The organism is Leisingera sp. G5_S3_59_S7, assembly GCF_054968485.1.
In genome coordinates this window covers 24904-47078 of sequence record NZ_JBQKUH010000030.1, presented here as the reverse complement: position 1 = coordinate 47078, position 22175 = coordinate 24904, and the positions used below count along the sequence as shown (strand labels likewise).

Annotated in this window: 24 protein-coding genes; all 24 read left to right on the top strand. The window is 63.2% G+C overall.

The window, feature by feature from the left end; genetic code table 11:
• The first annotated feature begins 82 nt into the window (after positions 1-82).
• Positions 83-2020 (top strand): acetyl/propionyl/methylcrotonyl-CoA carboxylase subunit alpha, encoded by a 1938-nt coding sequence (locus tag ACTRWG_RS14095; RefSeq protein ID WP_027237086.1) that lies wholly within the window; start codon positions 83-85, stop codon positions 2018-2020.
• Positions 2021-2101: 81 nt separating this feature from the next.
• The gene (locus ACTRWG_RS14090; RefSeq protein ID WP_027237087.1) at positions 2102-2959 is read left to right on the top strand and encodes a hydroxymethylglutaryl-CoA lyase; all 858 of its coding nucleotides are present in this window, start codon (positions 2102-2104) and stop codon (positions 2957-2959) included.
• Between the two features lie 20 nt (positions 2960-2979).
• Entirely contained in the window at positions 2980-3762 is a 783-nt protein-coding gene (locus ACTRWG_RS14085) for a crotonase/enoyl-CoA hydratase family protein (protein WP_027237088.1), read from the top strand.
• A gap of 235 nt (positions 3763-3997) precedes the next feature.
• Complete coding sequence (locus ACTRWG_RS14080) at positions 3998-4363, top strand: NADH-quinone oxidoreductase subunit A (RefSeq protein ID WP_024090668.1); 366 nt, start codon at positions 3998-4000, stop codon at positions 4361-4363.
• Complete coding sequence (locus tag ACTRWG_RS14075) at positions 4354-4887, top strand: NuoB/complex I 20 kDa subunit family protein (protein WP_027237089.1); 534 nt, start codon at positions 4354-4356, stop codon at positions 4885-4887. The genes ACTRWG_RS14080 and ACTRWG_RS14075 overlap by 10 nt, the downstream gene beginning before the upstream one ends.
• A gap of 16 nt (positions 4888-4903) precedes the next feature.
• Complete coding sequence (locus ACTRWG_RS14070; protein ID WP_027237090.1) at positions 4904-5509, top strand: NADH-quinone oxidoreductase subunit C; 606 nt, start codon at positions 4904-4906, stop codon at positions 5507-5509.
• A complete protein-coding gene (locus tag ACTRWG_RS14065) occupies positions 5509-6732 on the top strand; it encodes an NADH-quinone oxidoreductase subunit D (protein WP_259959358.1) in 1224 nt (407 codons plus the stop codon). The genes ACTRWG_RS14070 and ACTRWG_RS14065 overlap by 1 nt, the downstream gene beginning before the upstream one ends.
• 82 nt (positions 6733-6814) lie before the next feature.
• Complete coding sequence (locus ACTRWG_RS14060; protein WP_462829473.1) at positions 6815-7984, top strand: NADH-quinone oxidoreductase subunit E; 1170 nt, start codon at positions 6815-6817, stop codon at positions 7982-7984.
• Between the two features lie 45 nt (positions 7985-8029).
• Positions 8030-8257 (top strand): DUF5337 domain-containing protein, encoded by a 228-nt coding sequence (locus ACTRWG_RS14055; protein WP_462829472.1) that lies wholly within the window; start codon positions 8030-8032, stop codon positions 8255-8257.
• A gap of 6 nt (positions 8258-8263) precedes the next feature.
• Positions 8264-9562 (top strand): NADH-quinone oxidoreductase subunit NuoF, encoded by a 1299-nt coding sequence (gene nuoF, locus ACTRWG_RS14050; protein ID WP_027237094.1) that lies wholly within the window; start codon positions 8264-8266, stop codon positions 9560-9562.
• Positions 9563-9568: 6 nt separating this feature from the next.
• Positions 9569-9985 (top strand): MAPEG family protein, encoded by a 417-nt coding sequence (locus tag ACTRWG_RS14045; RefSeq protein ID WP_027237095.1) that lies wholly within the window; start codon positions 9569-9571, stop codon positions 9983-9985.
• Positions 9986-10005: 20 nt separating this feature from the next.
• Complete coding sequence (locus ACTRWG_RS14040) at positions 10006-10347, top strand: hypothetical protein (protein WP_036797486.1); 342 nt, start codon at positions 10006-10008, stop codon at positions 10345-10347.
• 101 nt (positions 10348-10448) lie between these two features.
• Positions 10449-10853 carry a DUF5333 domain-containing protein gene (locus ACTRWG_RS14035; RefSeq protein ID WP_027237097.1) on the top strand — a complete coding sequence of 135 codons (405 nt, stop codon included), beginning with the start codon at positions 10449-10451 and terminating at the stop codon, positions 10851-10853.
• A 3-nt stretch (positions 10854-10856) separates the two neighbouring features.
• A complete protein-coding gene (gene nuoG, locus ACTRWG_RS14030) occupies positions 10857-12875 on the top strand; it encodes an NADH-quinone oxidoreductase subunit NuoG (protein WP_027237098.1) in 2019 nt (672 codons plus the stop codon).
• Complete coding sequence (locus tag ACTRWG_RS14025; RefSeq protein ID WP_027237099.1) at positions 12872-13258, top strand: hypothetical protein; 387 nt, start codon at positions 12872-12874, stop codon at positions 13256-13258. The genes nuoG and ACTRWG_RS14025 overlap by 4 nt, the downstream gene beginning before the upstream one ends.
• Before the next feature lie 6 nt (positions 13259-13264).
• The gene (gene nuoH, locus ACTRWG_RS14020) at positions 13265-14302 is read left to right on the top strand and encodes an NADH-quinone oxidoreductase subunit NuoH (protein WP_027237100.1); all 1038 of its coding nucleotides are present in this window, start codon (positions 13265-13267) and stop codon (positions 14300-14302) included.
• A gap of 3 nt (positions 14303-14305) precedes the next feature.
• The gene (gene nuoI, locus ACTRWG_RS14015) at positions 14306-14800 is read left to right on the top strand and encodes an NADH-quinone oxidoreductase subunit NuoI (protein ID WP_027237101.1); all 495 of its coding nucleotides are present in this window, start codon (positions 14306-14308) and stop codon (positions 14798-14800) included.
• Between the two features lie 106 nt (positions 14801-14906).
• Positions 14907-15308 carry a carboxymuconolactone decarboxylase family protein gene (locus ACTRWG_RS14010; RefSeq protein WP_036797832.1) on the top strand — a complete coding sequence of 134 codons (402 nt, stop codon included), beginning with the start codon at positions 14907-14909 and terminating at the stop codon, positions 15306-15308.
• Positions 15305-15907: an NADH-quinone oxidoreductase subunit J gene (locus tag ACTRWG_RS14005; RefSeq protein ID WP_027237103.1), complete on the top strand. Its 603-nt coding sequence runs from the start codon at positions 15305-15307 to the stop codon at positions 15905-15907. The genes ACTRWG_RS14010 and ACTRWG_RS14005 overlap by 4 nt, the downstream gene beginning before the upstream one ends.
• 4 nt (positions 15908-15911) lie before the next feature.
• Entirely contained in the window at positions 15912-16217 is a 306-nt protein-coding gene (gene nuoK, locus ACTRWG_RS14000) for an NADH-quinone oxidoreductase subunit NuoK (RefSeq protein WP_008553673.1), read from the top strand.
• A gap of 6 nt (positions 16218-16223) precedes the next feature.
• Positions 16224-18353 (top strand): NADH-quinone oxidoreductase subunit L, encoded by a 2130-nt coding sequence (nuoL, locus tag ACTRWG_RS13995; RefSeq protein WP_027237104.1) that lies wholly within the window; start codon positions 16224-16226, stop codon positions 18351-18353.
• Positions 18353-19900: an NADH-quinone oxidoreductase subunit M gene (locus ACTRWG_RS13990; protein WP_027237105.1), complete on the top strand. Its 1548-nt coding sequence runs from the start codon at positions 18353-18355 to the stop codon at positions 19898-19900. The genes nuoL and ACTRWG_RS13990 overlap by 1 nt, the downstream gene beginning before the upstream one ends.
• A 15-nt stretch (positions 19901-19915) precedes the next feature.
• Entirely contained in the window at positions 19916-21355 is a 1440-nt protein-coding gene (gene nuoN / locus ACTRWG_RS13985; protein WP_027237106.1) for an NADH-quinone oxidoreductase subunit NuoN, read from the top strand.
• A gap of 70 nt (positions 21356-21425) precedes the next feature.
• Positions 21426-22172, top strand: a complete 747-nt coding sequence (locus tag ACTRWG_RS13980; protein ID WP_027237107.1) for a biotin--[acetyl-CoA-carboxylase] ligase — start codon at positions 21426-21428, stop codon at positions 22170-22172.
• Positions 22173-22175 lie beyond the last annotated feature (3 nt).

The window sequence follows — 22175 nt, the reverse complement described above, 5'->3', positions numbered from 1 at the left end:
CGCTTCATCTGGCCAGAAATATCCCCGGGGGTCCGGGGGCAGGCAGCCCCCGGTCCAGAGATCCAGACAAAGGACCAACCCCATGTTTGACAAGATCCTGATTGCCAACCGCGGCGAAATCGCCTGCCGTGTGATGGAAACTGCCCGCGCCATGGGCGTGCGCACGGTGGCGGTCTATTCCGACGCCGACGCCGCCGCAAAACATGTGCAAATGGCGGACGAGGCGGTGCATATCGGCGGCCCGGCCCCGGCGGACAGCTACCTGAAAGGGGATGAAATCATCCGCGTGGCGCAGGAAACCGGCGCCCAGGCGATCCATCCGGGCTACGGCTTCCTGTCGGAAAACCCCAAGTTCGTCGAGGCGGTGGAGGCCGCGGGCCTTGTCTTCATCGGGCCGTCGGCGGATGCGATCCGCAAGATGGGCCTCAAGGACGCCGCCAAGGCGCTGATGGAAGAGGCCGGCGTGCCGGTGGTGCCGGGATATCACGGCAGCAACCAGGACCCGGAGTTCCTGGCCGCCGAGGCTGAGAAGATCGGCTACCCGGTGCTGATCAAGGCGGTGGCCGGCGGCGGCGGCAAGGGGATGCGGCTGGTTGAGAAACCGGAAGACTTTGCAGATGGACTGCAAAGCGCGCAGGGCGAGGCAACCACGGCCTTTGGCAATCCCGACGTTCTGATCGAGAAATACATCCAGCAGCCCCGCCATATCGAGGTGCAGGTCTTTGGCGACGGCGAAAAAGCGGTGCATCTGTTTGAGCGCGACTGCTCGTTGCAGCGGCGCCATCAGAAGGTCATCGAAGAGGCTCCCGCGCCCGGCATGACGCCGGAGATGCGTGAAGCGATGGGCCAGGCCGGCGTGCGCGCGGCCGAAGCCATCGGCTACAAGGGCGCTGGCACGGTGGAATTCATCGTCGACGGCTCCGACGGGCTGCGCCCCGACGGCTTTTGGTTCATGGAAATGAACACCCGCCTGCAGGTGGAGCATCCGGTGACCGAGCTGATCACCGGTGTCGATCTGGTGGACTGGCAGCTGCGCGTTGCTTCGGGCGAGAGCCTCCCTGCCAAGCAGGAGGACCTCACCATCACCGGCCATGCGTTTGAGGCGCGGCTTTATGCAGAAGACGTGCCAAAGGGCTTCCTTCCGGCGACAGGCACGCTCACGCATTTGTCTTTCCCGGCTGAGTGCCGCGCCGACAGCGGCGTCAGGGCAGGGGACACCATCAGCCCCTGGTACGACCCGATGATCTCCAAGGTGATCGTGCACGGCTCCACCCGCAAGGTGGCGCTGTCGCGGCTGGCGCGCGCGCTGGAGGATACTGAGGTCGGCGGCACGGTCACCAACCTGGCGTTCCTTGGCGCGCTGGCGGCGCACAAGGAGTTTGCCAACGGCGACGTGGACACCGGATTGATCGCCCGCGATCTGGACGCTCTGGTGGCCGCGCCGGAGGTGGAGCTGCGCCACAAGGCGGCGGCGGGCATGGTGGCGCTGGACCTGGCGGGGGCTGCGGCGCACACTGGCTTCAGCCTTTGGGCACCGCTGCACCGGGCTGTTACCCTGTCGCATGCGGGCGAAGAGTTCACCGCCGATGTGCAGGTGGACGGGCCTGACCGGCAGCTGTGGACCATTGGCGGCGAAACCGTCGTGGCGGAGCGCAGCCAGGGCCAATGGCGCATCGGCGAGCGCCGGATGCCAACCGTTTCGCAATCCGGAGCGCTGATCACCGTGCATGATGCCTACGGGCTGGAGTTCACCGTGGTGGACCCGCTGGACCGCGCAGCCGCAGCCGGTGGCGACATGAACGTGGTCGAGGCGCCGATGCCAGGCCTGGTCAAGGCGGTATTTGCCGAAGCGGGCCAGGCGGTGAAGGAGGGCGACCGGCTTGCCGTTCTGGAAGCCATGAAGATGGAGCACTCGCTGCTGGCCGCCCGCGATGGGGTTGTGGCCGAGGTTCTGGCCTCTGCCGGTGATCAGGTCGAGGCCGGCGCCGCGCTGGTGCGGCTGGAAGACGAGGATAGCTGATCCGGATCTGCAGGCGGTGTGAGTGCCGCCCTGGCAGCAGTTTGAGTATTTTTTGGAAAGATGAAGCCAGAGGGGCGTTCCATGAGCGAATTTGCCGAGATCTTCGAGGTGGGCCCGCGTGACGGGCTGCAGAACGAAAAGCGCGAAATCCCGGTGGCCGAGAAGGTGGCGCTGACCGACTGCCTGTCGCGCGCCGGGTTCAAGCGCATCGAGGTAGCGAGCTTTGTGTCGCCCAAATGGGTGCCGCAGATGGCGGGCTCTGGCGAGGTGCTGGCGGGCATCACCCGGGCCGAAGGGGTGCGGTATGCGGCGCTGACCCCCAACATGCGCGGGTTTGAGGATGCGGTGGCGGCAAGGGCGGATGAGATCGCCGTCTTTGCCTCGGCGTCCGAAGGCTTTTCCAAGGCCAACATCAACGCCACCATCGAGGAAAGCATCACCCGCTTTCTGCCCATTCTGGAGGCCGCAAAGAACATCGGCCTGCCGGTGCGGGGCTATGTCTCCTGCGTGACGGATTGCCCGTTTGACGGGCCGACCCCGCCGCAGAAGGTGGCGGAGGTGGCGCACCGGCTGTTCGACCTGGGTTGCTATGAGATCTCGCTGGGCGACACCATCGGGCAAGGCACGCCGGAAACGATCTCGGCGATGCTGCGGGCCGTGGTCCAGCAGGTCCCGGCCGGGCGGCTTGCCGGTCATTATCATGACACTGCGGGGCGGGCGCTGGACAATATCGAAGCCTCGCTGGAGCTTGGCGTGCGGGTGTTTGATGCCGCCGTGGGCGGCCTCGGCGGCTGCCCCTATGCGCCGGGGGCCGCGGGCAACGTGGCTACCGAAGCGGTGCACAAGCGCCTGACGGATTTGGGCTATGATACCGGGCTGGACGCGGATGTGCTGGCCGAAGCCGCCGCGATGGCCCGCGCCATGCGCGGCCTGCAGTAAGATTTCAGCGGAGAAGCAAGATGTTTGAAACGATCACCCTGGACACCGACGCCCGCGGCGTCTGCACCCTGACGCTGAACCGCCCGGACAAGCACAACGCGATGTCCGGCCAGATGCTGCAGGAGCTGACCCTGGCGGCCAAGCGGCTGGCGTCGGACGAAACCGTGCGCGTGGTGGTGCTGACCGGTGCGGGTAAGAGCTTTTGCGCGGGCGGCGACCTGGGCTGGATGCGCCAGCAGATGGATGCGGATGCCGAAACCCGCGGCCGCGAGGCGCGGGTGCTGGCAGAGATGCTGATGGCGCTCAACACCCTGCCCAAGCCGGTGATCGGCGCGCTGCAGGGCAATGCCTTTGGCGGCGGCGTCGGCATGGCCTCGGTCTGCGATGTGGCGATCGGCGCGGATCATCTGAAGATGGGCCTGACCGAAACCAAGCTGGGGCTGATTCCCGCCACCATCGGCCCCTATGTGATTGCCCGCATGGGCGAGGCCAAGGCGCGCCGCGTGTTCATGTCGGCGCGGCTGTTCGGCGCGGACGAGGCGGTGGAGCTTGGCCTGCTGGCCAAGGCAGTGCCGGCGGACCAGCTGGCTGAGGCAGTCGAGGCGGAGGTTTCCCCCTATCTGAACTGCGCGCCGGGGGCCGTGGCGGCCGCCAAGCAACTGGCCCGCGACCTTGGGCCAAGGCTGGATGATGCGGTGATCGACCACACGATTGAGGCGCTTGTGGAGCGCTGGGAAGGCGAGGAAGCCCGTGAGGGCATCAGCGCTTTCTTCGAGAAGCGCAAGCCAGGCTGGCAGGTCTGAAAAACCGGCATCTTCGACTCACTTTTGAAGGGCGGCTGCAACTTTCGTTGCGGCCGCTTTTCTTATGAAATCACTAAGAGATTACAGACATGTTGCGGCAGTGCTTTTTCCTGTCACAAACCCCCGATGATTAACCTTGCCTTAGTTGACGCTGTAGGGGCGGAGGGGTAGACACGGTCCAAATCAACACGCCAATTGACGTCGCGCGGGAAACCGCCGGGGAAAGGAGCTGCTCTTGGAAGAGATGTTGAGGGAATACCTGCCGATCCTGGTCTTCCTGGCCGTCGCGGCAGGATTGGGGATTGTCCTCATCCTGGCAGCCGTTGTGCTGGCGGTCCGCAACCCGGACCCGGAGAAGGTCAGCGCCTATGAATGCGGTTTCAACGCTTTCGACGATGCCCGTATGAAATTCGATGTCCGGTTCTATCTGGTGTCGATTCTCTTCATTATTTTCGACTTGGAAATCGCTTTCCTGTTTCCCTGGGCCGTCGGTTTCAAGGACATCAGCGACACCGGCTTCTGGTCGATGATGGTGTTCCTGGGCGTGCTGACCATCGGATTCGCCTATGAGTGGAAGAAAGGGGCCCTGGAATGGCAGTGATGACCGGAGCCAACACCGCCGGTGTGGACAAGGAAGTTGTCACCCGGGCCCTGAATGCCGAGCTTCAGGACAAGGGCTTCCTGCTCACCTCAGCCGAGGACATCATCAACTGGGCGCGCACCGGCTCCTTGCACTGGATGACCTTCGGCCTCGCGTGCTGTGCGGTGGAGATGATGCACACCTCGATGCCGCGCTATGACGCCGAACGTTTCGGCATCGCGCCGCGCGCCTCCCCGCGCCAGTCCGACGTGATGATTGTCGCGGGCACTCTCACCAACAAGATGGCGCCGGCCCTGCGCAAGGTCTACGACCAGATGCCCGAGCCGCGTTATGTGATCTCGATGGGCTCCTGCGCCAATGGCGGCGGTTATTACCACTACAGCTATTCGGTTGTGCGCGGCTGCGACCGGGTTGTGCCGGTCGACGTCTATGTGCCCGGCTGCCCGCCGACCGCCGAGGCGCTGCTTTATGGCCTGATGCAGCTGCAGCGCAAGATCCGCCGCACCGGCACCCTGGTGCGCTAAGGAGGGCGGAACAGATATGACTGAAGCACTGAAAGAGCTTGGCGCCCAGATCGAGGCCAAACGCCCCGATTGCGTGGTGGCCTGGGATGTGTCCTTTGGCGAGCTGAACCTCGACGTCACGCCCTCGAATATCGCCGGCCTGGTGGAATTCCTGAAATCGGACGCCAACTGCAAGTTTTCAACCCTGGTGGACATCACTGCGGTGGATTACCCGGCGCGGGCCAAGCGGTTCGATGTGGTCTACCACTTTCTGTCGATGTACCGGAACCAGCGCATCCGCCTGCGCGCCGCCGTGCGCGAGGATGAGATGGTGCCTTCGATCGTGAACGTGCACCCCTCGGCCAACTGGTTTGAGCGGGAAGTCTACGACATGTTCGGCATCCTGTTCTCCGGCCACCCGGACCTGCGCCGGATCCTGACCGACTACGGCTTCCGCGGCTACCCGCTGCGCAAGGATTTCCCGACCACCGGTTATACCGAAGTCCGCTATGACGACGCCCAGAAGCGCGTGGTGTATGAGCCGGTGAAGCTGGTGCAGGAGTACCGCCAGTTCGATTTCATGTCCCCGTGGGAAGGTGCTGAATACATCCTGCCCGGCGACGAGAAGGAGGGGGCGCAATGATGGACGGCTCCAAATTTGACGACGGCAGCGTCGACGCGCTGAGCGGCGAGCAGAAGATCCGCAACTTCAACATTAACTTCGGCCCGCAGCACCCTGCGGCGCATGGGGTTTTGCGTCTGGTGCTGGAGCTTGACGGCGAGGTTGTCGAGCGCTGCGACCCGCATATCGGCCTGTTGCACCGCGGCACCGAAAAGCTGATGGAAAGCCGAACCTACCTGCAGAACCTGCCGTATTTCGACCGCCTCGACTATGTGGCGCCGATGAATCAGGAACATGCCTGGTGCCTGGCCATTGAGAAACTGACCGGCACCGAGGTGCCGCGCCGCGGCCAGCTGATCCGGGTGCTCTACTCGGAAATCGGCCGGGTGCTGAACCACCTCCTCAACGTCACAACGCAGGCGATGGACGTCGGCGCGCTGACCCCGCCGCTGTGGGGCTTTGAGGAACGCGAAAAGCTGATGATTTTCTATGAGCGGGCCTGCGGCGCGCGCTTGCACGCGGCCTACTTCCGCCCCGGCGGCGTGCATCAGGACCTGCCGGATGAGCTCTTGGACGATATCGACCTCTGGGCGATGGAATTCCCCAAGGTTCTGGACGACATCGACGGCCTCTTGACCGAAAACCGCATCTTCAAGCAGCGCAACTGCGACATCGGTGTGGTGACCGAGAAAGATATCCAGGAATACGGCTTCTCCGGCGTCATGGTGCGCGGTTCCGGCCTGGCTTGGGACCTGCGCCGCGCGCAGCCCTATGAATGCTATGACGAGTTCGAGTTCCAGGTGCCGATCGGCAAGAACGGGGACTGCTACGACCGCTATCTCTGCCGCATGGAAGAAATGCGCCAGTCGACCTCGATCATCCGCCAGGCGATTGCCAAGCTGCGCGAAGCCACCGGCGACGTGCTGGCCCGCGGCAAGCTGACCCCTCCCAAGAGGACCGATATGAAGACCTCGATGGAAAGCCTGATCCACCATTTCAAGCTGTACACCGAAGGCTTCCACGTTCCGGCGGGCGAGGTTTATGCCGCCGTCGAAGCGCCCAAGGGCGAGTTCGGCGTCTATCTGGTGGCGGACGGGTCCAACAAGCCCTACCGCTCCAAGATCCGCGCGCCGGGCTTCCTGCACCTGCAGGCGATGGACCACGTTGCCAAGGGTCACCAGCTGGCCGACGTCGCCGCCATCATCGGCACCATGGACGTCGTGTTCGGGGAGATTGACCGTTGAGCCAGTCCCCGCTGTTTCATCTTTCTGAAAATACTCCCGCCGGAGGCTTCCGCGCGGGCAACACCCAGCAAAAGGTGATCTGATGCTGCGCCGCCTCCACTCAGAACAACCCGACAGCTTTGCCTTCACCCCGGCCAACCAGGCCTGGGCCGAGGCGCAGATCACCAAATACCCTGAAGGGCGCCAGGCCTCGGCGGTCATTCCGCTTTTGTGGCGCGCGCAGGAGCAGGAAGGCTGGGTCACCAAACCGGCCATCGAAGCCATCGCTGACATGCTCGGCATGGCTTATATCCGGGTGCTGGAGGTTGCCTCCTTCTACTTCATGTTCCAGCTGCAACCGACCGGTTCCGTTGCCAATATCCAGATCTGCGGCACCACCTCCTGCATGATTTGCGGCGCCGAGGACCTGGTTGCGGTCTGCAAGGAAAAGATTGCCGAGAAGCCGCACACCCTGTCGGCGGACGGCAAGTTCACCTGGGAAGAGGTCGAGTGCCTTGGCGCCTGCACCAACGCCCCGATGGCGCAGATCGGCAAGGACTACTACGAGGACCTGACCGTCGAGAGCTTCACCAAGCTGCTGGACGATCTGGCCGCGGGCACGGACGTCACGCCCGGCCCGCAGAACGGCCGCTACGCGGCAGAGCCGAAGTCGGGCCTCACCACACTGACTGACTTCGACAGCGGCAAGACGCAGTACAATGCCTCGGTGCAGCTGGCGGTGGACATCAAGGACGGCGTCAAGCGCATTCAGGGCGATGAGGTGCCGCTGCTGACCCCGTGGATCGGCAAAGACGGCACCGTTGCCGGCCGCGCCGCCGAGGGCCAGCCGCCCAAGGCGCCCGAAGCCCCGGTTCCCGCGGCCCGGCAATCGGAAGCGGTTAAGACTGCCCCGTCGAAAAAATCCGACGCGGCTGAACCTGCCTCGCCTGAGGGGGCCGCAGCCAAGGCAACCGAGGAAAGCGAGCCGGAGCTTCTGAAGGAAGCCCGCGGCGGCCTGGCCGACGACCTCAAGATGCTGAAGGGCGTTGGCCCCAAACTGGAGGCAAAGCTGAATGAGCTTGGCTTCTTCCACTTTGATCAGATCGCCGACTGGACCGAGGAGGAGATCGCCTGGGTCGATTCCCGTCTGCAGTTCCGGGGCCGGATCACCCGCGATGGCTGGGTCGAACAGGCGAAACGGCTGCAAGTGGGCGATGAGACCGAATTCGCCAGACGTGCCAAAGAAACGCACATCTACGGCGACGACGAATAATCACGCCGCGGCCCCTGCGGGCCGGGCTTGGGTGATAGGGAACAGATGAACAAGGAGCAGGACCAGGCCATTGCAGCAAAGGGCCGGCATATCGCGCTTGTGATTGCCGGGACCATCTCGCTGTGGATCGTCCTGTCGCTGTTCATCGGCCCCATGCTGGGGCTGCCGGGGCGCTTTGCGCTGCTGTTCGACTTCGCCGCGCTGGCGGGCATGATCTATGCCCTGGTCAACATATTTCAACTCTGGCGCATGCGCCGGGACAGCCAAAGGTAGGCACACATGCTGAAGGATCAGGACCGGATCTTTACCAACCTTTACGGGATGCACGAGCGCACGCTGGCGGGCGCCAAGGCGCGCGGACATTGGGATGGCACCGCGGGGCTGATCGAAAAGGGCCGCGACTGGATCATTCAGACCATGAAGGACAGCGGTCTGCGCGGCCGCGGCGGTGCGGGCTTCCCGACCGGCCTCAAGTGGTCCTTCATGCCCAAGGAAAGCGACGGCCGTCCGGCGTATCTGGTTGTGAACGCCGATGAATCGGAGCCCGGCACCTGCAAGGACCGCGAAATCATGCGCCACGATCCGCACACGCTGATCGAGGGCTGTCTGATCGCCTCTTTCGCGATGAACGCGCACACCTGCTACATCTACCTGCGCGGCGAATACATCCGCGAGCGCGAGGCGCTGCAGGCGGCGATTGACGAAGCCTACGGCCAGGGCCTGTTGGGCAAGAACGCGGCCGGGTCCGGCTGGGACTTCGACATCTTCCTGCACCATGGGGCAGGGGCCTATATCTGCGGCGAGGAAACCGCCCTGATTGAGAGCCTGGAAGGCAAGAAGGGCATGCCCCGGATGAAGCCGCCGTTCCCGGCTGGCGCGGGTCTTTACGGCTGCCCGACCACCGTGAACAACGTTGAATCCATCGCCGTCGTGCCGACCATCCTGCGCCGCGGCGCCGACTGGTTCGCGGGCTTCGGCCGCCAGAACAACGCGGGCACCAAGCTGTTTGCGATTTCCGGCCACGTCAACAACCCCTGTGTTGTCGAAGAAGCGATGTCGATCTCCTTTGAGGAGCTGATCGAGAAGCACTGCGGCGGCATCCGCGGCGGCTGGGACAACCTGCTGGCGGTGATCCCCGGCGGCTCCTCCGTCCCGTGCGTGCGCGGCGAGAACATGCGCGACGCGATCATGGACTTCGACTACCTGCGCGGCGAGTTGGGCTCCGGCCTCGGCACCGCCGCGGTGATCGTGATGGACAAGCAGACCGACATAATCAAGGCGATCTGGCGGCTGTCCAAGTTCTATAAGCACGAAAGCTGCGGCCAGTGCACGCCGTGCCGCGAAGGCACCGGCTGGATGATGCGCGTCATGGACCGCCTGGTGAAGGGCGAGGCTGAGCTGGAAGAGATCGACATGCTGTGGGACGTGACCAAGCAGGTCGAGGGCCACACCATTTGCGCCCTTGGCGATGCGGCGGCCTGGCCGATCCAGGGCCTGATCAAAAACTTCCGCGAGGAAATCGAAGACCGCATCAAGGCCCAGAAGGCGGGCCGCATGGGCGCGATGGCGGCGGAATAACTATTGATGGAAGCTTTCGCCGCATATTCCCACGCTCTGGCTGCGCTGGTGATCTTTACCCTGATCATCCTGGCACTGTCGCCGGTTTCGGCGCTGGCCAAGCAGAAGTCGGGCCTCGCTCCCGGGGCCACGCCAGATGAGGATTATGCGGACAAAGCCTACCGTCTGAACCGGGCCTATCTGAACGGCTGCGAGACGCTGCCGGCCTTCCTGACCGTGACGCTGGCGGCCATTCTGGCCGGTGCGGCGCCGTTCTGGGTGAACCTGCTGGCGTCGCTGGCGCTGGTGTCGCGGCTGATCATGATCGTTATCCATTTGCGCGGGTCCGGCAAACCGCATGGCGGGCTGCGGTCGGTTTTTTACGTGATTGGCTGGGCCTGCATGGCCGGCCTGGCACTTTTGACTTTGGTGGCAGTATTTTGAGCATTTTGAAAACATACCGGATGGCACTGCCGATGGCCTGCCTTGCAGCGGTAACGCTGGTCACGGCCTGCGGGACCTCCGTCAGCAACAGGGACCGGCTGCTGTACGACGGCGTGCCGTTCAAGGCCAAGACCAAGCCGGTCGACAAGAAGACAGACCCGGCCGCGTTCTACGTCGAAATCAAGGGCGCCGACCGCTCCGTCAAGGGCGCGCGTCAGGCGGCGCATCATGCCGGCACGAAATACTGCGTGGTCACTTATGGCTCTTCGAAAATCGCCTGGGCAACGGATCCCAGCGACGAGACAGCGCCGCTGACGCTGACCGATGGCCGCGCAACCTTCCAGGGAACCTGCACCCCGTGAGCGGATTTCCGGCATATCAGGGCCGAAAGGCCGGTCTGCTATTGAATAGCAGCGCCGCATGCCTGCGCATGGGGTCTTTCAAATTGAAGGAGTCCCCTGCCATGCGTGCATTGATCGCCGTTGTCCTGTCCACCTTTGTTGCCTTGCCTGCCGCGGCGCTGGCCAAGCCGTCGCTGCGCGACGTGCAGGAAATCGAAGACCCGCTGTTTGCCGTCGCCGTGGCCAAGGAAGTGTCCGACTACTGCGATGATATCTCCCCCCGCTACCTGAAAGGGCTGGGGGAGTTGCGCCGGCTCAAAGCGCGGGCAAACGCGCTGGGATACACGGACGCGGAAATCCGCGACTACATCGACTCTGATGCCGAAAAGGACCGGATGCGTGCCAAGGGAGAGAAGCTCCTGGCGCAGAACGGCGTGGATTACGGCAAACCGGAAACCTTCTGCGCCTATGGCCGCGCGGAAATCGAAAAGAACAGCGCGATCGGCGTGTTACTGAGGGCGAAATAGACCATGTCTGACCTCCGCAAGATCAACATTGACGGAACCGAGATCGAGGTGGATGGGGCGATGACCCTGATCCAGGCCTGTGAGGAGGCCGGTGTCGAGATCCCGCGCTTCTGCTATCACGAGCGGCTGTCCATTGCGGGCAACTGCCGCATGTGCCTGGTCGAAGTTGTGGGCGGCCCGCCGAAACCTGCCGCCTCCTGCGCGATGCAGGTCCGCGATCTGCGCCCCGGCCCCGAAGGCCAGGCGCCGCAGGTGAAGACCAACTCGCCGATGGTCAAGAAGGCCCGCGAAGGCGTGATGGAATTCATGCTGATCAACCACCCGCTGGATTGCCCGATCTGCGATCAGGGCGGCGAATGCGACCTGCAGGACCAGGCGATGGCCTATGGCGTGGATTTCTCCCGCTTCCGCGAGCCCAAGCGCGCGGTGGACGATCTGGATCTGGGGCCGCTGGTCGGCACCGCAATGACCCGCTGCATCTCCTGCACCCGCTGCGTGCGCTTCACGACTGAGGTCGCGGGCATCACCCAGATGGGCCAGACCGGGCGCGGCGAGGATGCGGAGATCACCTCCTACCTGAACGAAACCCTGCAATCGAACTTGCAGGGCAACATCATCGACCTGTGCCCGGTGGGCGCTCTGACGTCCAAGCCCTATGCCTTCACCGCACGGCCCTGGGAACTGACCAAGACCGAAACCATCGACGTGATGGACGCGCTGGGATCGAACATCCGCGTCGACACCAAGGGCCGCGAAGTGATGCGCATCCTGCCGCGCAACCACGACGGCGTGAACGAGGAGTGGATCAGCGACAAGACCCGCTTCGTCTGGGACGGCCTGCGCCGCCAGCGCCTCGACCGCCCCTATGTGCGCGTCGATGGCAAGCTGAAGCCTGCCACCTGGCCGGAAGCTCTGGCCGCTGCGGCGAACGCCATGAAGGGCAAGAAGGTTGCGGGCCTGATCGGCGACCTGGTCCCGGTTGAGGCGGCCTTTGCCCTGAAACAGCTTGTCGAGGGCTTGGGAGGCAAGGTGGAATGCCGCACCGACAACGCCCGACTGCCGATCGGCAACCGCGCAGGTTACGCCGGCACCGCCACGATTGAGGACATCGACAGCGCCAAGTTCATCCAGCTGATCGGCACCAACCCGCGCGACGAGGCGCCGGTGCTGAACGCCCGCATCCGCAAGGCATGGCTGAACGGCGCGCAAGTGGGCCTGGTCGGCCAGCCGGCAGACCTGACCTATGACTACACGCACGTGGGCACCGACCGTGCCGCGCTGGAAAGCCTGCTGAACAAGGACTACGGCGCCGTCACGGACGCGCCGTCCCTCGTGATCGTGGGGCAGGGTGCCCTGCGCGAGGCCGACGGCCTGGCGGTTCTGGCCGCCGCGCAGAAGCTGGCCGCAGACACCGGTTCCAAGCTGCTGGTGCTGCACACCGCCGCCTCCCGCGTGGGTGCAATGGACATCGGCGCTGTGACCGAAGGCGGCATGGCAGCGGCCATCGACGGGGCCGAGGTGATCTATAACCTCGGCGCCGATGAGGTCGAAATCGACGCAGGCGCCTTTGTGATCTATCAGGGCTCCCACGGCGACCGCGGCGCGCACCGCGCCGACGTGATCCTGCCGGGCGCCGCCTACACCGAGGAAAACGGCCTGTTCGTGAACACAGAAGGCCGTCCGCAGCTGGCGATGCGTGCGAGCTTTGCACCGGGTGAGGCCAAGGAAAACTGGGCTATTCTGCGTGCTCTCAGCGCCGAAGCGGATGCCAAGCTCGGCTATGACTCGCTGGCTCAGCTGCGCCAGGCCCTGGTGGCCGAGGTGCCGCATCTTGCCCGGATTGACGAAGTGGCCGAAAAGGACGGCGAGCCGCTGGAACAGGACAAGCTCGGTAAGGCTGACTTCCTGCCCGCGATCAAGGACTTCTACCTGACTAACCCGATTGCCCGCGCCTCAACGCTGATGGCAGAGCTGTCGGCAGGCGTGAAAGCCCGCGCAACCGGGAAGCTGGCCGCCGAATGATCCGTCTTGCCCTCATAACGCCTGTTCTGCTGGCCGCCTGTGCAATGGCGCCCGGCACTGAAGGCGTGCGGCCTGCCCCGGTGTATGAAGGGGTGGAAACCAGCCTGCTGGAGGGCGACCTGGTTCAGTTTCACGTCTCCATGCGCGGCGCGGCCGTGCAGGAAGATCTCGACAATTATGCGGAATGTGCCGCCGCGCAATACGCGCTGATCCGGGGTTATGGATTTGCGCGCCATGTGCGCACAACAATGAAACAGGCAGGGGGCAGCCGGACCGCTGATGCGGTCTATCTGATTTCGCCCTCTCTGCCGCGCGGCCTGCGCACCATCGACGCCGAAGTCGTGGTCGCGGATTGCGCGGCGAACGGAATACCCACGGTGTGAGGACCTATGGCTGATTTCTTTAACACTCCAGGCGGCATCGCTGTTCTGATCCTGGCGCAAGTGCTTGCAGTTGTTGCCTTTGTGATGATCTCGCTCCTGTTCCTCGTCTACGGGGACCGCAAGATCTGGGCCGCGGTCCAGATGCGCCGGGGCCCGAACGTGGTGGGCGTCTACGGCCTGCTGCAATCGGTGGCCGATGCGCTGAAATATGTGGTCAAGGAAGTGGTGATCCCGGCCGGCGCCGACCGCACCGTCTTTATCCTGGCGCCGATGACCTCCTTCGTGCTGGCGATGATCGCCTGGGCGGTGATCCCGTTCAACGACGGCTGGGTGCTCTCTGACATCAACGTCGCCATCCTCTATGTCTTCGCGGTGTCTTCGCTGGAAGTTTACGGCGTGATCATGGGCGGCTGGGCGTCGAACTCGAAATACCCGTTCCTGGGCTCGTTGCGCTCCGCGGCGCAGATGATCTCCTACGAGGTCTCCATCGGTCTGATCATCATCGGCGTGATCATCTCCACCGGTTCGATGAACTTTGGCGACATTGTACGTGCGCAGGACGGCGATCTGGGCCTTTTGAACTGGTATTGGATCCCGCATTTCCCGATGGTCTTCCTGTTCTTCATCTCGGCACTGGCAGAGACCAACCGGCCGCCGTTTGACCTGCCCGAAGCGGAATCGGAACTGGTTGCGGGCTACCAGGTGGAATACTCGGCCACGCCGTTCCTGCTGTTCATGGCCGGGGAATACATCGCCATCTTCCTGATGTGCGCGCTGACCACCCTGCTGTTCTTCGGCGGCTGGCTGTCCCCGATCCCGGGCCTGCCGGATGGCGTGCTGTGGATGGTCGGCAAAATGGCGTTCTTCTTCTTCCTCTTCGCGATGGTAAAGGCGATCACCCCGCGCTACCGCTACGACCAACTGATGCGCCTGGGCTGGAAAGTGTTCCTGCCGTTCTCGCTGGCCTGGGTGGTCTTCGTATCCTTTGCTGCAAAATTTGACTGGTTCTGGGGCATCTTCGCCCGCTGGACCGTGGGAGGCTGACCGATGGCAAACATCGACTACACCCGCGCCGCCAAATACTTCCTGCTGCAGGATTTCTGGGTCGGCTTCAAACTGGGGCTGAAGTATTTTTTCGCGCCCAAGGCCACCTTGAACTACCCGCACGAGAAGGGGCCGCTGTCGCCGCGCTTCCGCGGCGAGCACGCGCTGCGCCGCTACCCGAATGGAGAGGAGCGCTGCATTGCCTGCAAGCTGTGCGAGGCGATCTGCCCGGCGCAGGCGATCACCATCGACGCGGAACCGCGCGAGGACGGCAGCCGCCGCACCACGCGCTATGACATCGACATGACCAAATGCATCTACTGCGGCTTCTGTCAGGAAGCCTGCCCGGTGGACGCGATTGTCGAAGGCCCGAACTTCGAGTTCGCCACCGAGACCCGCGAGGAGCTGTTCTACGACAAGGAGAAACTCCTGGCCAACGGCGAGCGCTGGGAAGCCGAGATTGCCCGCAACCTGGAAATCGACGCACCGTACCGATGAAATTGCCAGGCAAAAGTTTTCTGAAAACTTTTGCCAAGACTTTTCAGAAAAGTCTTGGACCGGAGGAAAAGACGTGACCAAGCCGCCGCCCAATCCGTTTGAGGCCATGATGGAACAGATGCAGGCCCAGGCCCAGCAGATGGCCAAGGCGTTCAACCCGGCGCTGGAGAACTTCTCGCCCTCCGAGGCCTTCAAGGAGTTCGAGGCGCTGTGGCCCACCATGCCCAAAGAGGTCATGGAAATGATGTTCGGCAACACCGTCAACAAGGACGGGCTGGATGCCAAGACCCGGCTGCTGCTGACGCTGGCCGGGCTGACTTGCCAGGGCGCGCAGGCTGACTCGGCGGTGCGCCAGACCGTGCGCCATGCCTTGGAAGCCGGCGCCAAGAAACAAGAGATCGTGGAAACGATCGGACAGATGTCGGTTTTTGCCGGCATTCCGGCCATGAACCGGGCGCTGGATCTGGCGCAGACGGTCATGGACGACAACAAGGACGATGAGAAATGAGCGTTTTTGCCTTCTACCTCTTCGCCATCAGCGCCATCACCGGCGGGCTGTTCACCGTGATCAGCCGCCAGCCGGTGCATTCGGTGCTGTGGCTGATCCTGGCTTTCCTTTCCTCGGCCGGGCTGTTTGTGCTGCTGGGGGCGGAGTTCGTCGCCATGCTGCTGGTCATCGTCTATGTGGGCGCGGTCGCGGTGCTGTTCCTGTTTGTGGTGATGATGCTGGATGTGGATTTTGCCGAGTTGAAGGCGGAGATGGCCAAGTACATGCCGCTCGCCTTGCTGATCGGCCTGGTGATCCTGATGCAGTTCGTGATGGCCTTCGGCGTCTGGGAAACCGCGCACAAGGCGCCTGAGCTGCTGGCCAATCCGGTGCCTGCGGACCGCCACAACACCGAGGCGCTCGGCCTCATCATCTATGATCAATATTTCCTTCTGTTCCAGCTGGCGGGCCTGATCCTGCTGGTGGCGATGATCGGCGCGATCGTGCTGACCCTGCGCCACCGCACAGACGTAAAGCGCCAGGACGTGGTTGCGCAGATGATGCGCGACCCGGCTGCCGCGATGGAGCTCAAGGACGTGAAACCGGGGCAGGGGCTGTGATCCAATGATTGGACTTGAACATTATCTGACCGTCGCGGCGACGCTGTTCGTTATCGGCATTTTCGGGCTCTTCCTGAACCGCAAGAACGTGATCATCCTCCTGATGAGCATCGAACTGATGCTGTTGGCGGTGAACATCAACCTGGTCGCATTCTCCAGTTTCCTGGGCGATCTGGTGGGGCAGGTCTTTACCCTGTTCGTGCTGACCGTGGCTGCGGCTGAGGCCGCCATCGGCCTTGCGATCCTGGTCTGCTTCTTCCGCAACCGCGGCACCATCGCCGTCGAAGACGTCAACGTGATGAAGGGCTAAAGAAACATGGAAACCATCCTCCTCTTTGCCCCGCTGGTGGGGGCCGTGATCTGCGGCTTCGGCCACAAGATGATCGGCGAGAAAGCCGCCACTGTGACGGCTACGGCGCTCTTATTCCTGTCGGCGCTGCTCAGCTGGATCGTCTTCCTGTCCTTTGACGGGGTGACCCAGAACATCGAGATCTTCCGCTGGATCGAAAGCGGCTCGCTGTCGACCTCCTGGGCGATCCGGCTGGACCGGCTGACCGCGATCATGCTGATCGTGATCACCACGGTGTCCTCGCTCGTGCACCTTTACTCCTTCGGGTACATGGACCATGACCCGCAGTGGAAAGAGGGCGAGAGCTATAAGCCGCGCTTCTTTGCCTACCTGTCGTTCTTCACCTTCGCGATGCTGATGCTGGTGACCTCCGACAACCTGGTGCAGATGTTCTTCGGCTGGGAAGGCGTGGGCGTTGCCTCCTACCTGCTGATCGGCTTTTACTACCGCAAGCCTTCGGCGAATGCCGCGGCGATGAAGGCGTTTATCGTCAACCGGGTTGGCGACTTCGGCTTTGCGCTGGGGATCTTCGGTCTGTTCTTCCTGACAGACAGCATCAACCTGGCAGACATCTTTGCCGCGGCGCCGACGCTTGCGGAAACTCAAGTGTCCTTCCTGTGGACTGAATGGAACGCGGCAAACCTGATTGCCTTCCTGCTGTTTGTCGGTGCGATGGGCAAATCGGCGCAGCTCTTGCTGCACACCTGGCTGCCGGACGCGATGGAAGGCCCGACACCGGTGTCGGCGCTGATCCACGCCGCAACCATGGTGACCGCGGGCGTGTTCCTGGTCTGCCGCATGTCGCCGCTGATCGAGTTCGCGCCAGAGGCCGCGGCCTTCATCACCGTTCTTGGCGCTGCGACCGCGTTCTTCGCGGCAACCGTCGGGCTTGTGCAGAACGACATCAAGCGCGTGATCGCCTATTCGACCTGCTCGCAGCTGGGCTACATGTTCGTGGCCGCAGGCGTCGGCATGTATTCCGCCGCCATGTTCCACCTGTTCACCCACGCCTTCTTCAAGGCGATGCTGTTTCTGGGCGCCGGTTCGGTGATCCACGCGATGCATCACGAGCAGGACATGCGGAACTATGGCGCGCTGCGCAAAAAGATCCCCTATACCTTCTGGGCGATGATGATCGGCACGCTGGCGATTACCGGTGTGGGTGTCCCGCTCAGCGGCTGGGTTGGCTTTGCCGGTTTCGTGTCCAAGGACGCGATCATCGAAAGCGCCTATGCAGGCGGTTCTATGTTCGGCTTCTGGGCGCTGGTGATCGCGGCCTTCATGACCTCCTTCTACTCCTGGCGCCTGATCTTCATGACCTTTTACGGCGAGGCCCGCGGTGACAAGCACACCCACGACCACGCCCATGAAAGCCCCTGGACCATGCTGGTGCCGCTGGGCGTGCTGGCCGTTGGCTCGGTCACCGCAGGCATGATCTGGTACAGCAGCTTCTTCGGCCACGCCGATCAGGTCGGCAAGTTCTATGGCATCCCGGTGGCCGAAGCTTCTGCTGCCGCACATGGCGAAGAGGCAGGTCAAGGCGAGGAAGCCGCGCATGGCGAAGAGGCTGCACACGGCGAGGACGCCGGCCACGGCGAAGCCGCGGCAGCGGGCGAGCACCACTATGTGTTTGCCGGCCAGCCGGGCGAGGGTGCGCTGTACATCGCACCGGACAACCACATCCTGGAAGACGCGCATGCAGCGCCGAAATGGGTGAAACTGTCCCCGTTCATGGCGATGTTGGGCGGCTTGGTGCTGGCGCTGTGGTTCTACATCTGGAACCCGTCGCTGCCGAAACGCCTGGCTGAACAGCAGCGTCCGCTGTACTTGTTCCTGCTGAACAAGTGGTACTTTGACGAGATCTATAATGTGATCTTTGTGAAGCCCGCTCTGGCAATCGGACGCTTCTTCTGGAAGCGCGGCGACGGCGGCACCATCGACGGCTTCCTCAATGGCCTGGCCATGGGTGTCGTGCCCTTCTTTACCCGCCTCGCGGGCCGGGCACAGTCCGGTTACATCTTTACTTATGCCTTCTGGATGGTGCTGGGCATCGCAGCCCTGGTCACCTGGATGTCGATCGGCGGAGGAGCGCACTGATGGACAATCTCCTTTCTATTGTCACCTTCATTCCGGCGCTCGCGGCGGCCATCCTGGCCCTGTTCCTGCGCGGCGAGGATAAGGCGGCGCAGCGCAACGCCAAGTTTGTTGCGCTTTTTGCCACCACGATCACCTTCCTGGTGAGCCTTGGCATCTATTTCGAGTTCGATCCCGCCAATACCGGCTTCCAGTTTGTCGAGGACCGGGAGTGGATCTTTGGCCTCAAGTACAAGATGGGTGTAGACGGCATCTCGGTTCTGTTCGTGATGCTGACCACCTTCATCATGCCGCTGACCATCCTGGCCAGCTGGTCGGTCACGGACCGGGTGAAGGAATACATGGTGGCCTTCCTGCTGCTGGAGACGCTGATGCTGGGCGTCTTCATGGCGCTGGACCTGGTGCTGTTCTACCTGTTCTTCGAGGCGGGCCTCATTCCGATGTTCCTGATCATCGGCATCTGGGGCGGCAAGGAGCGGATCTACGCATCCTTCAAGTTCTTCCTCTATACCTTCTTCGGGTCGGTTCTGATGCTGGTGGCGATGGTGTTCATGTATGTGGATGCCGGCACCACCGATATTGAGACCCTGCTGACCCACAACTTCTCTGCGGCGTCGTTCGACGTGCTGGGCGTCCACATAGTGGGCGGCGCGCAGACGCTGATGTTCCTGGCGTTCTTTGCCTCCTTCGCGGTGAAGATGCCGATGTGGCCGGTGCACACCTGGCTGCCGGACGCACACGTGCAGGCGCCGACCGCGGGGTCCGTGGTGCTGGCGGCGATCCTCTTGAAGATGGGCGGCTACGGCTTCCTGCGCTTCAGCTTGCCGATGTTCCCGGTGGGCGCGGACGTGATGACCGATGTGGTCCTGTGGATGTCGGCCATCGCCGTCGTCTACACCTCGCTGGTGGCGATGGTGCAGGAAGACATGAAAAAGCTGATCGCCTATTCCTCGGTTGCGCATATGGGCTTTGTCACCATGGGCATCTTTGCCGCCAACCAGCAGGGCATCGACGGCGCCATCTTCCAGATGCTGTCGCACGGCTTCATCTCCGCCGCGCTCTTCCTTTGCGTCGGCGTGATTTATGACCGGATGCACACCCGCGACATCGACGCCTACGGCGGCCTGGTGATCCGGATGCCGGCCTATGCGCTGGTGTTCATGTTCTTCACCATGGGCAACGTCGGCCTGCCGGGCACCTCGGGCTTCATCGGTGAATTTCTGACCCTGATGGGCGCCTTCCAGAAAAACACCTGGGTGACCGCGGTGGCGGCAACCGGCGTGATCTTCTCGGCCGGCTACGCGCTGTGGCTCTACCGCCGCGTGGTGTTCGGCGACCTGATCAAGGGCAGCCTGATGGGCATCAAGGACATGTCCGCGCGCGAGCGCTTCGTCTTTGCGCCGCTGGTTGCCATGACACTGATCCTGGGCGTCTATCCGGCAGTGGTCACCGACGTTATCGGTCCCTCGACCGAGGCGCTGATTGCAAACTTCAACCAGTCTCTGGCAGCGGCCGACACCTCGGCAGCCACCCAGATTGCTTCGCATTAAGGGAGCATCAGGCAGATGATCCAAGCTGATCTTACTGTAATCCTGCCAGAGATCGTTCTGGCGCTTTACGCCATGGCTGCGCTGATTGGCGCGGTCTACACCACCAAGGACAAGCTGGCGGCCCCGCTGGTCTGGAGCACGGCAGCACTGATGGCCGCGGTGGCATTCTGGATCGCCTCCAGCCCTGCGGGCACTCAGACCGCCTTTGGCGGCATGTTCATCGACGACGGCTTCTCGCGCTTTGCCAAAGTGGCGCTGCTTCTGGGCGCCGCTGCGGTGCTGCTGGTCGGGCAGGACTATATGGCCCGCCGCGGAATGCTGCGGTTCGAATACCCGATTCTGGTGGCACTGGCCGCCGTCGGCATGATGATGATGGTTTCCGCGGGCAACCTGATGTCCCTCTATATGGGGCTGGAGCTGCAGTCGCTGTCGCTTTACGTCGTCGCCGCCATGCGCCGCGACAGCGTCAAGTCGACCGAGGCGGGCCTCAAGTACTTCGTGCTGGGCGCGCTGTCCTCCGGCCTGCTGCTCTATGGCGCCTCGCTGGTCTACGGCTTTGCCGGCACCACCCAGTTCGCAGGCATCATCCAGGTGGCCGAGCAGGGCCATATGTCCATCGGCATGCTGTTCGGCCTGGTTTTCATGATCTCGGGTCTTGCGTTCAAGGTCTCGGCGGTGCCCTTCCACATGTGGACCCCGGACGTCTATGAAGGCTCGCCGACCCCGGTCACCGCCTTCTTTGCCACCGCGCCCAAGGTTGCGGCTATGGGCCTGTTTGCCCGCGTGCTGCACGACGCCTTCGGCGGCGCCATTGCCGACTGGCAGCAGATCATCGTGGTGCTGTCGGTGCTGTCGATGTTCCTGGGCGCCATCGCGGCGATCGGCCAGCGCGACATCAAACGCCTGATGGCGTTCTCTTCGATCGCCCATATGGGGTATGCGATGATCGGCCTGGCAGCGGGTACCGAAGCGGGCATCACCGCGATGCTGGTGTATCTCGCGATCTACGTCACCATGAACATCGGCACCTTCTCCTTCATCCTGATGCTGGAAAAGGATGGCAAGCCCGTCACCGACATCCTGGCCCTGAACCAGTTCGCCGCGCGCGAGCCGGGCAAGGCGCTGGCGGTGCTGATCCTGATGTTCTCGCTGGCCGGCGTGCCGCCGATGCTGGGCTTCTTTGCCAAGCTGGGCGTTTGGAAAGCCGGCGTCGACGCGGGCCTGATGGGGCTGGTCGTGGCCTCCGCAATCGCCTCGGTCATCGGTGCATTCTATTACATCCGGATTGTCTTCTACATGTACTTCGGCACTGGCGAGGACGATGTGGAGGCGAAGGGCTCGCCGGTGCTGACCGTAGCGCTGATGGCCTCAGCCGCGATGATGCTGGTCGGGCTGGTCTATCAGTTCGGTATCGACACTGCGGCGGCTGCTGCTGCAGCAACCCTTGTAAATTGATCTGCTTTTCAGGCAGGCTGAAAAGGCCCGGTCACGCGACCGGGCCTTTTCGCACTTTCGAGGAGCGCAGATGAGCTGGCCAGCAGGATATGGAAAACGGGTGCTTGCCGAGGTGGACAGCACCCTCAATGAGGCCGCCCGCATCGCCGGGGAACTGGCGGGGCCGGAGTGGATCCTGGCCCTGCGCCAGACGCAAGGAAGGGGCCGCCGCGGCCGCGACTGGAAAGACCCCAAGGGCAATTTCGCCGCCACCCTGGTAATGCGGCCTGAGGGCGCGCCGGACCTGGCGGCGCTGCGCAGCTTTGTCGCCGCATTGGCTGTTTACGACGCCTGCGTCGCGGTCACGGGCCGCAGCGAGGGCCTGTCGCTGAAGTGGCCCAACGACGTGCTGCTGAAGGGCGGCAAGCTGGCTGGCATTCTTTTGGAAAGCGCGGGCAACGGGCAGGGAGTCACCCACCTGTTTGTCGGCATCGGTGTGAACCTGGTGGAGACCCCGATGCAGGAATGGCTGGAACCCGGTGCGGTCTACCCGGTGTCGCTGCTGTCGGAGACCGGTGTGCAGGTCACGCCGGAAGAATTCCTGGAGGCCGTGGCCGAGGCGTTTGCCCGCTATGAACAGCAGTTCGCGACCTACGGCTTTGAGCCGATCCGCACCGAATGGCTGGCCCGCGCGGCCAAGCTGGGCGAGGTGATTACTGCCAAGACCGCGTCGTCAGAAACCGAGGGCACCTTTGAAACGGTGGACGCCAGCGGCAACCTTGTCCTAAACACCGCCAAGGGCCGCGTCAGCATCCCCGCGGCGGATATCTATTTCTAGGAA

What these genes read in the sequence shown, in the direction of transcription:
- ACTRWG_RS14095 (WP_027237086.1), top strand. Translation starts at nt 83, where the DNA reads ATGTTTGACAAGATCCTGATTGCCAACCGCGGCGAAATCGCCTGCCGT.
- ACTRWG_RS14090 (WP_027237087.1), top strand. Translation starts at nt 2,102, where the DNA reads ATGAGCGAATTTGCCGAGATCTTCGAGGTGGGCCCGCGTGACGGGCTG.
- ACTRWG_RS14085 (WP_027237088.1), top strand. Translation starts at nt 2,980, where the DNA reads ATGTTTGAAACGATCACCCTGGACACCGACGCCCGCGGCGTCTGCACC.
- ACTRWG_RS14075 (WP_027237089.1), top strand. Translation starts at nt 4,354, where the DNA reads ATGGCAGTGATGACCGGAGCCAACACCGCCGGTGTGGACAAGGAAGTT.
- ACTRWG_RS14070 (WP_027237090.1), top strand. Translation starts at nt 4,904, where the DNA reads ATGACTGAAGCACTGAAAGAGCTTGGCGCCCAGATCGAGGCCAAACGC.
- ACTRWG_RS14065 (WP_259959358.1), top strand. Translation starts at nt 5,509, where the DNA reads ATGGACGGCTCCAAATTTGACGACGGCAGCGTCGACGCGCTGAGCGGC.
- ACTRWG_RS14060 (WP_462829473.1), top strand. Translation starts at nt 6,815, where the DNA reads ATGCTGCGCCGCCTCCACTCAGAACAACCCGACAGCTTTGCCTTCACC.
- ACTRWG_RS14055 (WP_462829472.1), top strand. Translation starts at nt 8,030, where the DNA reads ATGAACAAGGAGCAGGACCAGGCCATTGCAGCAAAGGGCCGGCATATC.
- nuoF (WP_027237094.1), top strand. Translation starts at nt 8,264, where the DNA reads ATGCTGAAGGATCAGGACCGGATCTTTACCAACCTTTACGGGATGCAC.
- ACTRWG_RS14045 (WP_027237095.1), top strand. Translation starts at nt 9,569, where the DNA reads ATGGAAGCTTTCGCCGCATATTCCCACGCTCTGGCTGCGCTGGTGATC.
- ACTRWG_RS14040 (WP_036797486.1), top strand. Translation starts at nt 10,006, where the DNA reads ATGGCACTGCCGATGGCCTGCCTTGCAGCGGTAACGCTGGTCACGGCC.
- ACTRWG_RS14035 (WP_027237097.1), top strand. Translation starts at nt 10,449, where the DNA reads ATGCGTGCATTGATCGCCGTTGTCCTGTCCACCTTTGTTGCCTTGCCT.
- nuoG (WP_027237098.1), top strand. Translation starts at nt 10,857, where the DNA reads ATGTCTGACCTCCGCAAGATCAACATTGACGGAACCGAGATCGAGGTG.
- ACTRWG_RS14025 (WP_027237099.1), top strand. Translation starts at nt 12,872, where the DNA reads ATGATCCGTCTTGCCCTCATAACGCCTGTTCTGCTGGCCGCCTGTGCA.
- nuoH (WP_027237100.1), top strand. Translation starts at nt 13,265, where the DNA reads ATGGCTGATTTCTTTAACACTCCAGGCGGCATCGCTGTTCTGATCCTG.
- nuoI (WP_027237101.1), top strand. Translation starts at nt 14,306, where the DNA reads ATGGCAAACATCGACTACACCCGCGCCGCCAAATACTTCCTGCTGCAG.
- ACTRWG_RS14010 (WP_036797832.1), top strand. Translation starts at nt 14,907, where the DNA reads ATGATGGAACAGATGCAGGCCCAGGCCCAGCAGATGGCCAAGGCGTTC.
- ACTRWG_RS14005 (WP_027237103.1), top strand. Translation starts at nt 15,305, where the DNA reads ATGAGCGTTTTTGCCTTCTACCTCTTCGCCATCAGCGCCATCACCGGC.
- nuoK (WP_008553673.1), top strand. Translation starts at nt 15,912, where the DNA reads ATGATTGGACTTGAACATTATCTGACCGTCGCGGCGACGCTGTTCGTT.
- nuoL (WP_027237104.1), top strand. Translation starts at nt 16,224, where the DNA reads ATGGAAACCATCCTCCTCTTTGCCCCGCTGGTGGGGGCCGTGATCTGC.
- ACTRWG_RS13990 (WP_027237105.1), top strand. Translation starts at nt 18,353, where the DNA reads ATGGACAATCTCCTTTCTATTGTCACCTTCATTCCGGCGCTCGCGGCG.
- nuoN (WP_027237106.1), top strand. Translation starts at nt 19,916, where the DNA reads ATGATCCAAGCTGATCTTACTGTAATCCTGCCAGAGATCGTTCTGGCG.
- ACTRWG_RS13980 (WP_027237107.1), top strand. Translation starts at nt 21,426, where the DNA reads ATGAGCTGGCCAGCAGGATATGGAAAACGGGTGCTTGCCGAGGTGGAC.